Below are 12,515 nucleotides of genomic sequence, written 5' to 3'. Positions count from 1 at the left end.
GTGGCCCTCGGTTGATTTTCGATCCGGCCTAATAGGCGGGGGGTGCCGGGGGTCGGATTGGGCGATTGACCATGGTTGGAATGAGCGGCGCAGTCGCGCGGCTATTTCCCGCGGCCACTATGAGACGAACAACCCACTTTGCCAACGGGTCCATCCGAAAGTCGCCAGCGAACGCTTGGGGCATAGCAAGGTGGGAATTACCTTGGATCTCTACAGCCACTCATTCCCAGAATGCAGGAGGATGCCGCCGCGATGGTGGATATCGCGCTAAAATCGGCCATCCAGAAGCGGCAGGAAAAGCAATGGTAGCAAATCCGGTAGCAAACTGGTTTGACGGAACAAATCCAGAATCAAATAATGTTTTGAAATCAATGGGATGAGGTGGAGGCCACGACCAGAATTGAACTGGTGTACACGGTTTTGCAGACCGTTGCGTAACCACTCCGCCACGTGGCCCCATTGGCGCGGATCATTATAGGGCATCAAGCACTTAGGCAACCCATCCTGGCCGCCCCTGTGGTCCGCACGCGAGCGCTGCCGTCAGATGCCTCCAATCGCATTTGCCGGCCCGCCGGCGGCACGCGGCGAACCTTGCCGCCAGGTCTTTCCCTCAAGCATCCCCGGAAAAACTCCTAGGCAAGATCATCCCCGGAGCTACATTGGCTGACCGAATTGGGGCGGGACCGGGGATTCGAGGCTTGTCAAAGCAGCGACTGTGCGCTGAGACCGCTCTCGCATGGGTCTTCTCGGCATGTCTGGCCGCAATTTCAGCATATGCCGCAGGCGTCGACCCGTTCACGGCCTCGTCCTACGTGCATTCCGATAGCGGCCATTATCTCAGGATCGCCCAATCCGGCTACGAGTTTTTCTCCTGTGAACGGCTTCAGGGATACGACCCCGCCCAGTGGTGCGGAAACGGCGGCTGGATGCCGGGCTATCCCTTGATATTGAAGCTGCTCATCGCGCTACAGATGGACCGCCAGGCAGCCGGACTGCTCTGCTCCTGCGGATTTTATTTCGGTAGCCTGATCCTGCTGAGGCTGCTCATCGAGGATGCTGCCCCCGGCCGCGACAATTTCCCATGCTTTCTGGCGGCGTCGGCCTTTCCGGGCGGGATCTATTACTTCGGCGTATTTCCGATCTCGCTGGTGATGTTCCTCGCGCTGCTGGCGATGCTGCTTGCGGTTCGGGAGCGTTTTCTATTGGCATCGCTTGCGGCGGCTGGCGGCGCGTTCACGTATGCGACCGGGTTTCTGCTCAGCGGCGTCGTGGCCGCAGCCGTTCTGGTCGCGCGAGACAGCCCGTGGCCGAAGCGGCTGTGCGAAGCGGCCCTGTACGGCGCAATTGGCTTTGCCGGGCTTTGTGCCGTGATGATCATGCATGCGATCATCCTTGACCACTGGAATGCTTTCTTCCTCGTCCAGGCAAAATACGGCCATGCCGTTCACGACCCGCTCGCCACCATCGGGCACGTCTGGCAAACCGCAGTGGACCAGCGCAACAATCCGGAGAAATTTATCGGGCCTGCACAATCGCTGATAGTCTGCGCCGTCGTGGGGAGTACGCTCGCTTACATCCTTGTGCGTTTCCGGCAGATCACCCGGATCGAACAGATCGCGGCGGTCCACGTGGCGTTGTTCTGGCTGTTTCCCCTCATGATGGGCAATGCTGTTTCCTTGACCCGCGCCGAGGCAAACCTGTTACCCCTCGTCATTTTGCTCGCACTGCTGCCGCGGGCGGCCCAGAGTGTGGTGATCGCCACTTTTGCATTCCTGTATTTTGAGGTGGGCGTCGCGTTCTTCAAGTCGGTGCTGGTCTGACCTTGGCGCTCGCGCGATCAGGTTCCGATCACGCCCGCTTGCGGCGGCGGTAATCCCGCTTCGGTTTCGGTTTTGGCGCCAGCTGCGGCATCGTGCTTTGCGCCTTGCGGTACTGCGCCAGCATCCGCTCGAAACTGCCGTTCAGCGTCGCTTCGATATCGGGCCGCTTTTCCAGACCGGCCAGCAGCATCGCCGCGGCCTCGATGGTGGACAGGCCGTCGCGACGCGGCTCGCGGCGCAACTGGCCATAGCGTGAGGGGCGCGGCGGACCGAGGATGACGCGCTGGCATTTCAGCATCCACGCGTTGCGCCACCACAGCGCCTTGGCCTGGCTCCAGGTACCGTCGAGCAGCACGATGCCCTCGATGTCCTTGAGGATGGCGCGCTGGTTGTCCTCGATCTCGCCCTTGCGGTTGATGGCGACGATATCCCGGTCGGTGCCGAGGTCGGCTACTTTCGCCGAGCCGAGATAGAGCACCGCCCAGCGCGAGGGATCGTGGACCGGCCGCCCCAGCGCTTTGGAAAGGCTCGGCCACGACAGCCCGATCTTCAGCACCGCGTTCGCAAAATGCAGGGCGGTCAGCCTTGCCGTGCCGAGCGCCCTGTCCTGCTCCTGCGGATGCTGCAGGATCAACAGCGAAACCCGGCTTTCGATCGGCGTGATGCTGTCGCAAATGCACAGCGGCAACGGTTTGAGGCAGCGCGGACAGTCCGGTATCGCCTCGGCGGTGCCGGTGTCAGCTTCGGTCTGTTTCGACATGCGCCCGCTATACGCTCCGCGGCGGCGGGCTTCAACAAGGTAAAGCCGGCCCAGTGCTGTTCCGCCGACGTGGGTGCCGGCCGCCGACGGAAAACGCCGACCGGCCCGGCTGAAACCCGGGGAGCAGCGCACCGTATCTGGCTCATGAGCAAACGGGGGCCGGAATGCGCGTCGCGGTGATCGGAACGGGAATTGCCGGCAACGCCGCAGCCTGGGCCCTGTCGAAGCGTTATCAGGTCACGGTCTACGATCGCGACATCAGGCCCGGCGGCCACAGCCACACCGTCACCATCGACTATGACGGGGCCGCGCTTGCGGTCGATATCGGCTTTATCGTCTACAATGAACTGAACTATCCTGACCTGACCGCGCTGTTCGCCCATCTCGGCATCGAAACCGTGGAAAGCTGCATGAGCTTTGCGGTCACGGCGGACGCCGGACGCTTCGAGTGGAAAGGCGGCGGCGCCACCTGGCGTGAAACCGCGCGGGGGTTGTTCGCGCAGCCCCGCAACCTGTTGTCCCCGTCATACTTGCGAATGCTCCGCGACATCCTGACCTTCAACAGCCAAAGCATCGAGGACTACGCCGCCGGCCGGCTGGCCGGATATAGCCTCGGCGAATATTTCAACGATCGCAAATTCGCGCCGCGACTGCTGACCGATTACCTCGCGCCGATGGGGGCCGCGATCTGGTCCGCGCCGGCCAAAAAGATGCTGGACTTCCCGGCCGAGAATTTCGTCGCCTTTTTCAGCAACCACCGCCTGCTGCAATACGACCGCCCGGTCTGGCGCACCGTCAAAGGCGGCAGCCGGCGCTATGTGGAAAAACTGACGTCGGCGTTCCGCGATCGGCTGCGGCTCGGCTGCGCGGTGACGTCGATCGAACGGACATCGCACGGCGTCGTCGTCCATGACAGCCACGGCAGAAGCGACGCCTACGACCATGTCGTGATCGCGACGCACAGCGATCAGGCGCTGGCGATGCTGTCCGACGCCGATGGCCGCGAGCGCGGCATTCTCGGCGCCATCGGCTATTCACCCAACACGGTGTACCTGCATCGCGACACCAGGCTGATGCCGAAGCGCAAGCGGGCCTGGGCGTCGTGGAATTTCCTGCGCTGGCAGCGCGAGGGCGAGGCCGAAAACGACGTCGCCGTGACCTACTGGATGAACCGGCTGCAGGGAATCGATGACCGCAGGCCGCTGTTCGTCAGCCTCAACCCGCCGTTCGAGCCGGATCCGGCGCTGACATTCGGCAAATATATGTGCGAGCATCCGCAATATAACATCGCGGCCTTTGCCGCCCAGCAGCGGTTGGGCGAAATTCAGGGCCGGCGCCGCACCTGGTTCTGCGGCGCGTGGACCGGATATGGCTTCCACGAGGACGGCATACGCTCGGGGCTGTCGGTCGCCGAATCGCTCGGCGCGTCGGTGCCGTGGCGCGCACCGCCGGAGCTGGTGCAAGCCGCGGAGTAGCCGATGCCTGACGAACCTGCCAAGGAACCTGACAAGGCTGGACCGCATGGCGAGATCGCTGACGCCGCGGCGCTTTATTTCGGCGATGTCATGCATGCGCGGCTGAAGCCGATGGGCCACCGCTTCAGCTACCGCGTGATGAGCCTGCTGATCGATCTCGACCGGCTCGACGAGGCCGACCGGCAGTCGCGGTTGTTCGGGGTCAACCGGGCGGCGCTCTACAGCTTCAACGAGGTCGATCACGGCGAACGCGACGGGTCATCCCTCCGCGCCTACGCACGACGCTGCGCTGCCGCGCACGGCATCGACCTGACAGGCGGGCGCGTATCGCTGCTGTGCTATCCCCGGCTGCTTGGCTACACCTTCAATCCGCTGTCGGTCTATTTCTGCTGTCGCGCCGACGGACAGCTCGCCGTTGTCATCTACGAAGTCCGCAACACTTTCGGCGATATCCACGCCTACGTGCTTCCGGTGAAACCAGGCGAGACCAGCGCTGCCGGAATCCGGCAGCAGCAGGACAAGCTGTTCTACGTCTCGCCCTTCATCGGGATGGCGATGCGCTACCATTTCCGGATTTCTCCGCCGGCCGGAACCGTCAAATTGCGCATCCTGGCGACCGACCGCGAAGGCCCCCTGCTCGCCGCGACCTTCAACGGCCGCCGCCGCCCGCTGACTACCGCGGCGCTGCTGCGGTCGTTCCTTTCGCTGCCGCTCGTGACCTTCAAAATCGTCGCGGCGATCCATTGGGAAGCGTTGCGGCTCTGGCTCAAGGGAGCGCAGCTCGTGCCACGCCCGTGTGCTGCACCCGCGAGCGCCCGCAATACCGGCTTGGCGAGCAGCGAACGTCACGACTATACTGGAGTCGCTTTGCCCGCGGCGGCCGCGAGAATGACAGATCCACGGGAAAGCGCGCTGGTTCAGTGAAAGGCGAAACCGGGTCGATCGCTCGGCTGAGCCTGGACACAGGGCCGCATCACGTGGTGGACCTGCCCATGACCGACTTGATCTCGGTAACGCCCGACAACGTGGACCAGGTACTTTCAGACCTGCCCCGTCTGGTCCGGCTGGCGCTTGGCTTCGGCTCCAGGCTGCGGCGAGGCACGCTCGACGTCACGCTGCCCGATGGCCGCACGGTGAGGTTAGGCGGCCTGGAGCCCGGTCCTTCGGCGGCCATGAAGCTTTACAATTACGGCTTTGCCTCGCGGTTATTGAACGGCGGCGACATCGGAATAGCCGAAGCCTACCTGCACGGCGAATGGGACACGCCCGACCTCACCCAGTTCCTCTATCTCTTCTGCGTCAACCACGACCTGATCCAGGCGATGCTCGGCAACAAGCCGCTGATGCGTTTCGTCCAGATCGTCAGGCACTGGTTCAACCGCAACACCAGGCGGCAGGCGCGCCGCAACATCTATGCGCATTACGACATCGGCAACGCGTTCTATTCGGCCTGGCTCGATCCGAGCATGACCTATTCCTCGGCGTTGTTCGAGGACGACACGGCGGATCTGACGGCGGCACAAAACAACAAGTATCGAAGGCTTGCCGAGGCGATCGACCTGCAGCCCGGCCAGAAACTGCTGGAGATCGGCTGCGGCTGGGGCGGCTTTGCGGAATATGCCGCCAAGACCTTTGGCGCCAGGGTGGTCGGGCTCACCATCAGCAAGGAGCAGCGCGATTTTGCGCAAGCGCGGATTCGCAATGCCGGCCTTGCCGACAAGGTCGAGATCCGGCTGCAGGACTACCGCGACGAGCGCGAGCAGTATGACCGGATCGCGTCGATCGAGATGATCGAGGCGGTCGGCGAGCAGTTCTGGCCGAAATATTTTTCCCAGTTGCGCGACCGGCTTTTGCCCGGCGGGCTCGCCGGCATCCAGGCTATCACCATCCAGGACAGCCTGTTCCAGACCTATCGCCGCGAAGTCGACTTCATCCAGCGCTATGTTTTTCCCGGCGGCATGCTGCCCTCGCCGCAAGTGCTGAAATCGCTGGGCGAGCGCTTCGGCGTCCCTGTTATCCGCGAGCGCATTTTCGGGCAAGATTACGCCAAGACGCTCGCGATATGGCGAAGCAATTTTCGCACGGCCTGGCCGAACCTGATGCCATCGGGATTCGACGACCGGTTCCGTCGGCTGTGGGAATATTACCTCGCTTATTGCGAGGCCGGATTCCTGTCGGGGAATATCGACGTTCGCCAGGTGGTGTTCGCCAAACCGAAGTAACGGACGATAATCCGCAGTGCACCCGGTTACCTTGTGCCGCCAGCGGCGGTCCATTAGGGTCGCGTGGCGATTAAACAACCGGCCACCAGGCACATGATATTCAACAAAGACGTCGTCGAAGCGATCGGCAATACGCCGCTTATCAAACTGAAGCGGGCTTCCGAACTGACCGGCTGCACCATTCTCGGCAAGGCCGAGTTCATGAATCCGGGCCAATCGGTCAAGGATCGCGCCGGCAAATGGATGATCCTCGAAGCCGAGAAGCGCGGTGAGTTGAAACCCGGCGGCCTCGTGGTCGAGTCAACCGCGGGCAATACCGGAATTGGTCTTGCGGTGGTGGCGAGCGCGCGCGGCTACCGGACCCTGATCCTGATTCCGAAAACCCAGAGCCAGGAAAAGAAGGACATGCTGCGGCTCTGCGGCGCCGAATTGATCGAAGTACCGGCGGTGCCCTACTCCAATCCGAACAATTATCAGCACGTCGGAAAAAGGCTGGCCGCCCAGCTGCGCAAAAGCGAACCCAACGGCGTGTTGTTCGCCGACCAATGGAACAACCTGGATAACCCGAAGGCGCATTACGATTCGACCGGCCCGGAAATCTGGCAGCAGACCGGCGGCAAGATCGACGGGTTCATCTGCTCGGTCGGTACCGGCGGAACGCTGGCGGGGGTCAGTGCCTTCCTTAAGGAAAAGAGCAAGGACGTCGTGACCGCCTGCGCCGATCCGCATGGCTTTGCGATGTATGAGTTGTTCAAGCACGGCGAGGCCAAGTCGACGCCGGGCGATTCGATCACCGAAGGCATCGGACTGGGCCGCGTCACGCCCGTGATCCGGACCGCAAAGGTCGACGATGCCTTTCTGATTTCGGATGAGGAAGCCGTGACCGTGATCTACGAGCTGCTCGAACACGAGGGGCTCTGCCTCGGCGGTTCGACCGGAATCAACGTCGCCGGAGCCATTCGCCTTGCCAAACAGCTTGGGCCCGGCAAGACCATCGTCACCGTGCTCTGCGACTCCGGCAATCGCTATCAGTCCAAACTGTTCAATCCTGATTTTATGCGCGCCAAGAACCTGCCGGTGCCGGAATGGCTGGAGAAGCGCAGCAAGATCGACCTGCCGTTCGAGAAGATATGATCGCGCGTCGCCCCGGCCACGCGCCGGTCCTTCAAAAACCGCGCCGACCGAAACCCCCGCCCGATGCCCGTGCGATGCGTTCGGCCGCCGCTGACGGTGTGGCGGTCCTCGGCGCGGGCCTGACCGGTATCCTGTAGGCGTCGTTGAAGGGCTCCTGGTAGTCGCCGCTCGGCCAGAACATCAGCGCCAGAACAAGCACGAGATTGGTCAGCGCGCCCACAACCGTTCCGTTGCGGTCATGGTCCAGCGACCATGCCGGGATCTTGCCCGCGATGATCTTGTCGACGATGAGGATGGCGATCCAGGCCGGAATCACGCAGACGGGATCCCATCCGATGTCGCGGATCCGCATCGACTGCAGCGTGAAGGTTGCCCAGCCAAAAAACACCATGGCCGCGATCACCGGCCACGCATTCATCAAGGACGCGGGCGAAAGCATGGCTCGTGGGGTGGTTCCAAAAACATAGATCGCAATGGCGAAACAGATCGCCGTCATCAGCACGGCAAGGCCGATGGTGGCGAAGAAATATTGCAGCCGGCCGAGACGCGCATTGAAACCGAACAGGAAGCCGAGCATTGACGCACCCTTTTCGCGCCAACTGGCCACAAATTGCTTTCCGAGGGGTGAATGGTGCGCGGTCGGCGAAGCCTTGTGGTTTCCAATTGCTTTCGCAGATCGCTAAATATTGCACGAAGGCGCGCTAATAATTCAGCGTCGTCCCGGCGAGATGGAAGGTCAGGAAAAACCACGCGATCATCACGCTGCTTGCTGCAATCAGCGTGTGATGGACCCGCGACCATCGGCCGCCGGTCCCGTGGCGCCAGAATCCGGCGACGGCCCATAGCGTCAACACCGCTCCGAAAACGCCGAGCCATGCGAAGGCATAGAGCGCCAGCAGCCAGGGATCGAGAGCGCCATTGAAAATGGTGTAGTCTGAACTCTTCGCAAAAAGCACCGCGACACCGCCGATGACGGCGGCGTCGACCAGCGTGACCAGCCTGACAGCGAGAAAGTTGCGCCGCTCGCCGCTGTCTTCGCTCCACCGCTTCTTGCGCAGGTAACGCCATAGCGCGGCGAGCGGCCAGGCCAGCAGCGACAGGAAGACCGTCACGGTGCTCGCGACAAACGCCGGCGCGATCCACCGCGCGTCGAGCGACCTGGGCACGCGCTGCAGACGCAGAGCCGGCGTGGCGAGGTAAGAGCCGGAGTTGCCGTCATCGACAAAGGCGAGACGCCCGCTGGATCCCTGGTAGAGATCGCGTTCAACGCGTCTCCATCGCGTCCCATCACCGAACGGCCAGATCGCGGAGAACCCTCGCACATGCCCCTCGCCGTCGACCTTGACGACAATCTGCGCCAGCAGCGCCGATAATCTCACAAACGACGACTCGTTGCGCCTGCTCGACTGGTAGATGCCGGCCACTTTCGCTTCGCTTGGAAAGCTAGCGACGCCGGGATCTTCTCCGTCGGTCGCCTTGGGCAGAAAACTCCGGGCGATGGCCGTCGCGGGATGAGGTAGCTCTGTCACGTTCTTGATTTCGCCGATTCCGTCGCGCGACACGAAAACGCCAATTCCCTGCTCGGGGAAAATCCTGAGATCGCTGAAAAAGGTCATCGTGATGCCCTCGTGCCCGATCGTGTCGTGACCTGCGACCTTGGTTCCGAAGAACACGAGACCGAGGTATCCGGCCGGTGTTGCGTTGGCGGGCGCCATCATGTCATCCAACCGCGCCTTGGGCAGGATGCGAACGCCATCGAGCTCGCCGCCGTTCAGCAGCGCGCGGACGAAGCGGCCCATGTCCTCGCCCGTCGCCGAAAGAGCACCGGCTGGTGCCGGAGTGATGGTTTCGAAAAACGGCAGCGGCGGCTGGTCCGATCTGCGGTAACCTTTCGCCATCAGCGGCTTGAGATCGTCGGGCAACGGCTGCCGGAATGTCGAGTGGCTCATGCCGAGGGGATCCAGAATGTGCCGCTGAATATAGGAGGCGTAGGGTTCGCCCGAAACGCGTTCGACGATGTAGCCGGCGAGCGCCAGGCCGCAATTGGAATAGGCTTCGACATCGCCGTTGGGAAACAGACGTTGCGGCAGGCTTCTAGCAAGCCAGGGCCCGAGCGGTTGAGGCTCGCGATCCCTCGAGAACAAGTCTTTTGCATGTTCCTCGAAACCGGCGCGATGCGTCAACAGCCGGCGCAGCGTGACGGGAACGCCGCCTTGCGGCACGGGAATCGCGAAGTCGACATAATCGTTGACGTCGCGATCGAGATCGAGCCGGCCTTTGTCAACGAGCTGCATCACCGCAATGCCGGTGAAAAGCTTCGAGATCGATCCCGGCCGCACCAGCGTCGCATCGGCGGTGAACGGTTTTTTGGCCTCGATGTCCGAAAAGCCATAACCCTTGGCGAATAGCGGACCATCGCGCGTCACCACCACGACCACCGCACCCGGACCTTTGTGCTTGCCGACCCACTCATCCATCAGCGGATCGACCACGCCGGCGAGATTGTCGGCCGTCAGCTCAAGCGGGGCCTGCGGCGCCGCTGCGTCGGCACCTGCAGCGGATGCCACCAAGGCGAAAGCGACCGGGAAAGCCAGTCGCAAGAAACCGGCGGCATGACAGCAATTCACGGAAAATCCTCACCGCAGGATCTGGCTGAGGAACAGCTTGCTCCGTGCGTGCTGCGGATTGGCAAAGAAATTTGCCGGCGTGTTGGCCTCGATGATCTGGCCGGCGTCCATGAACACGACGCGATTGGCGACTTCGCGGGCAAATCCCATTTCGTGGGTCACGACCAGCATGGTCATGCCTTCATTGGCAAGGTCGACCATGGTGTCGAGCACTTCCTTGACCATTTCGGGGTCGAGCGCCGAGGTCGGCTCGTCGAACAGCATCACCTTCGGGTTCATGGTCAGAGCGCGGGCGATTGCGACGCGCTGTTGCTGGCCGCCGGACATCTGCCCCGGATATTTGTTGGCCTGTTGCGGAATCTTCACCCGCTCCAGATATTTCATGGCGGCGGCTTCGGCATCCTTTTTCGGAATATTGCGCACCCAGATCGGCGCCAGCGTGCAGTTTTCCAGCACGGTCAGATGCGGAAACAGGTTGAAGCTCTGGAACACCATGCCGACTTCGCGCCGGACGTCGTCGACGCGCCGCAGATTGGGGCCGAGCTCGATGCCATCGACCACGATCTCGCCCTCCTGGAATTCCTCCAGGGCATTGATACAGCGGATCAAGGTCGATTTGCCCGAACCGGACGGGCCGCATATCACGATGCGCTCGCCCTTGGCGACTTCGAGATTGATGTCGCGCAGCACGTGAAAATCGCCGTACCACTTGTTGAGGCCGATAATGCTAACAATCGATTTTTCGGTCATGGTCATTTGCTCAATTGCGCTGGCGGGCGTTCAAACGGCGTTCGACGAACAGTGAGTAGCGCGACATCCCAAAACAGAAAGTGAAGTAGATCATTCCGGCGAAAGCGAAACCCGTAAACAGCGTCGTCGGTGTCGCCCAGACCGGATCGGCGAACGACGCATGCAACGACCCCAACAAATCGAACAACGCCACGATCGACACCAGGGACGTATCCTTGAACAGCGAGATGAAGCTGTTGACGAGGCTCGGAATGACGTGGCGCAGCGCCTGCGGCATCACGATCAATCCAGTGGTCTTCCCCCAGGAAAGACCTAGCGCGCTTGCCGCCTCGCTTTGTCCGCGCGGGATCGCCTGCAAGCCGCCCCGGATTATCTCGGCCATATAGGCGCCGGCGAACAGCGCGATACCGACAAGGGCGCGAACCAGGCCGTCGACCGAAAAATTGCCGGGCAGGAACAACGGCAGCAGATACGTCGCGAAGAACAGCACGGTGATCAGGGGCACGCCGCGCCAGAGTTCGATGAACATGATCGAGAAGATCCGGATCAGCGGAATGGTCGAGCGCCGACCCAGTGCTAGCGCGATGCCGACCGGCATCGAGGTGACAATCCCGGTGACCGACACCACCAGCGTCACCAACAGTCCGCCCCACAGCCGGGTGTCGACGATCGGAAATCCGCCGCGGTCGAGGCCCATGACCGCTATCACGATGCCGATGCCGGCGAAGATCGACAGGCCGGCGGTCAGCGCACGCCATCCGGTGCGGATGCCGCCATTCAACAGCAAAAGCAGCACCGAAACGATGGCGGCGGTGGCCGCAAAGTCGGTCCATAGCGGACGGCTCGATGCCTGAATTTGGTCGCGCAGCCAAACCAGCGGCCAGACAAGAAGAGAAAGCGCAGAGCCGAGCAAAACGACAAGCCTGCCGAGCAGACCCAGCAGGACCCCAACGACCGCAGTTGTTTCGCCGACGCTGATCAGTTTGCGGCCGCCACCGCTGATGCTGTCGATAAATCCCGACAGAAAGCCGGCCGTCCAGCTAACGCCGAAACCGGCCAGGCCGCCGCCATGCAGCAGGAAGAATGCAACGACCGGAAAGACGATGAAGAACAGTCCCGCATTCAGGCCTTTGGCCGGCGCCCGCGGAATCAGCAGCGGCAACAGCAACAATGCGGCCAGGACGTAGGTTAGATTGACCCGCCAGCGCTCGAGCTCCGGATAAAATCCGTACATGAACTGGCTGAATTTCGCCTCGACGAACGGCCAGCACGCGCCGACCGGATGCCCGGCATTCTCGGCCAGACACGCGTTGCGGTCGGCGCCGGTCCACACCGCGTCGACCAGCAGGAATTTGAGCGACGGAATGACGGTGAACCAGAGCAGCAGCACGCTCAAAATGGTGAGCAGGATGTTGGTCGGCGAATTGAACAGGCGGGTGCGGAGAAAACCGAGAATGCCTGTCGTCTTGACCGGCGCGGGGCGCTCGGGGACGAGTTCCCGCCGGACGAATGACGACGATGACGCGGCGATATCGCTCATGCGCCGAGGCTCCGGCTGAGCCGCCATCCGTAAAAATTCATAATCGCGCTGGTGGTCAGCGAAATCACCAGATAGACGGCCATCGTGATCGCGATGATTTCAATCGCCTGTCCGGTCTGGCCGAGCGCCGTGCCCATGAAAACCGAAACCAGGTCGGGATATCCGATCGCCACCGCCAGCGACGAGT

10 protein-coding genes, 1 tRNA gene and 1 pseudogene are annotated in these 12,515 nt (G+C 62.2%); 5 read left to right on the top strand and 7 right to left on the bottom strand.

The window, feature by feature from the left end; translation table 11 throughout:
* Positions 1–382 precede the first annotated feature (382 nt).
* Positions 383–456 (bottom strand) — tRNA-Cys (locus tag E7813_RS23690).
* Between the two features lie 203 nt (positions 457–659).
* On the opposite strand from E7813_RS23690, the gene E7813_RS23685 reads away from it, so the two are divergent.
* Positions 660–1,820 carry a hypothetical protein gene (locus E7813_RS23685; protein ID WP_291577708.1) on the top strand — a complete coding sequence of 387 codons (1,161 nt, stop codon included), beginning with the start codon at positions 660–662 and terminating at the stop codon, positions 1,818–1,820.
* Positions 1,821–1,848: 28 nt separating this feature from the next.
* Here the strand turns inward: E7813_RS23685 and E7813_RS23680 are convergent, their stop codons facing one another.
* Positions 1,849–2,580 (bottom strand): tRNA-uridine aminocarboxypropyltransferase, encoded by a 732-nt coding sequence (locus E7813_RS23680; RefSeq protein ID WP_291577707.1) that lies wholly within the window; start codon positions 2,578–2,580, stop codon positions 1,849–1,851.
* A 164-nt stretch (positions 2,581–2,744) separates the two neighbouring features.
* On the opposite strand from E7813_RS23680, the gene E7813_RS23675 reads away from it, so the two are divergent.
* The 4 genes from E7813_RS23675 (at position 2,745) to E7813_RS23660 (ending at position 7,411) form a co-directional block, all read left to right on the top strand.
* Positions 2,745–4,055: an FAD-dependent oxidoreductase gene (locus E7813_RS23675; RefSeq protein ID WP_291577706.1), complete on the top strand. Its 1,311-nt coding sequence runs from the start codon at positions 2,745–2,747 to the stop codon at positions 4,053–4,055.
* Between the two features lie 3 nt (positions 4,056–4,058).
* Positions 4,059–4,979, top strand: a complete 921-nt coding sequence (locus E7813_RS23670) for a DUF1365 domain-containing protein (RefSeq protein WP_291577705.1) — start codon at positions 4,059–4,061, stop codon at positions 4,977–4,979.
* Positions 4,980–5,047: 68 nt separating this feature from the next.
* Positions 5,048–6,277 carry a cyclopropane-fatty-acyl-phospholipid synthase family protein gene (locus tag E7813_RS23665; protein WP_291577704.1) on the top strand — a complete coding sequence of 410 codons (1,230 nt, stop codon included), beginning with the start codon at positions 5,048–5,050 and terminating at the stop codon, positions 6,275–6,277.
* A 93-nt stretch (positions 6,278–6,370) separates the two neighbouring features.
* Positions 6,371–7,411, top strand: coding sequence for a cysteine synthase A (locus E7813_RS23660; RefSeq protein ID WP_291577703.1), 1,041 nt, complete (start codon positions 6,371–6,373; stop codon positions 7,409–7,411).
* Positions 7,412–7,442: 31 nt separating this feature from the next.
* On the opposite strand, the gene E7813_RS23655 is transcribed toward E7813_RS23660, so the two are convergent.
* The 5 genes and pseudogenes from E7813_RS23655 to E7813_RS23635 all read right to left on the bottom strand — a co-directional run.
* The gene (locus E7813_RS23655) at positions 7,443–7,988 is read right to left on the bottom strand and encodes a DUF805 domain-containing protein (RefSeq protein ID WP_291577702.1); all 546 of its coding nucleotides are present in this window, start codon (positions 7,986–7,988) and stop codon (positions 7,443–7,445) included.
* Between the two features lie 124 nt (positions 7,989–8,112).
* On the bottom strand, positions 8,113–9,978 hold the full coding sequence (locus E7813_RS23650) for a serine hydrolase domain-containing protein (RefSeq protein ID WP_291577701.1): 1,866 nt from the start codon (positions 9,976–9,978) through the stop codon (positions 8,113–8,115).
* Between the two features lie 69 nt (positions 9,979–10,047).
* Positions 10,048–10,788, bottom strand: coding sequence for an amino acid ABC transporter ATP-binding protein (locus E7813_RS23645; RefSeq protein WP_291577700.1), 741 nt, complete (start codon positions 10,786–10,788; stop codon positions 10,048–10,050).
* A 10-nt stretch (positions 10,789–10,798) separates the two neighbouring features.
* Positions 10,799–12,328: an amino acid ABC transporter permease gene (locus E7813_RS23640; RefSeq protein WP_291577699.1), complete on the bottom strand. Its 1,530-nt coding sequence runs from the start codon at positions 12,326–12,328 to the stop codon at positions 10,799–10,801.
* A pseudogene (locus tag E7813_RS23635) lies at positions 12,325–12,515 on the bottom strand (amino acid ABC transporter permease); the annotation flags it as partial. The gene E7813_RS23640 and the pseudogene E7813_RS23635, both read right to left, overlap by 4 nt.

It is taken from the genome of Bradyrhizobium sp., assembly GCF_004799405.1.
Lineage (GTDB): Bacteria > Pseudomonadota > Alphaproteobacteria > Rhizobiales > Xanthobacteraceae > Bradyrhizobium.
Note: the sequence above shows the minus strand (reverse complement) of the source record. Positions and strands in the feature narration are given on the sequence as shown.

Bases quoted from the DNA above. Each gene is read 5' to 3' on its own strand.
- E7813_RS23655 (WP_291577702.1), bottom strand. From the start codon at position 7,988: ATGCTCGGCTTCCTGTTCGGTTTCAATGCGCGTCTCGGCCGGCTGCAA.
- E7813_RS23675 (WP_291577706.1), top strand. From the start codon at position 2,745: ATGCGCGTCGCGGTGATCGGAACGGGAATTGCCGGCAACGCCGCAGCC.
- E7813_RS23640 (WP_291577699.1), bottom strand. From the start codon at position 12,328: ATGAGCGATATCGCCGCGTCATCGTCGTCATTCGTCCGGCGGGAACTC.
- E7813_RS23645 (WP_291577700.1), bottom strand. From the start codon at position 10,788: ATGACCGAAAAATCGATTGTTAGCATTATCGGCCTCAACAAGTGGTAC.
- E7813_RS23665 (WP_291577704.1), top strand. From the start codon at position 5,048: ATGACCGACTTGATCTCGGTAACGCCCGACAACGTGGACCAGGTACTT.
- E7813_RS23670 (WP_291577705.1), top strand. From the start codon at position 4,059: ATGCCTGACGAACCTGCCAAGGAACCTGACAAGGCTGGACCGCATGGC.
- E7813_RS23660 (WP_291577703.1), top strand. From the start codon at position 6,371: ATGATATTCAACAAAGACGTCGTCGAAGCGATCGGCAATACGCCGCTT.
- E7813_RS23680 (WP_291577707.1), bottom strand. From the start codon at position 2,580: ATGTCGAAACAGACCGAAGCTGACACCGGCACCGCCGAGGCGATACCG.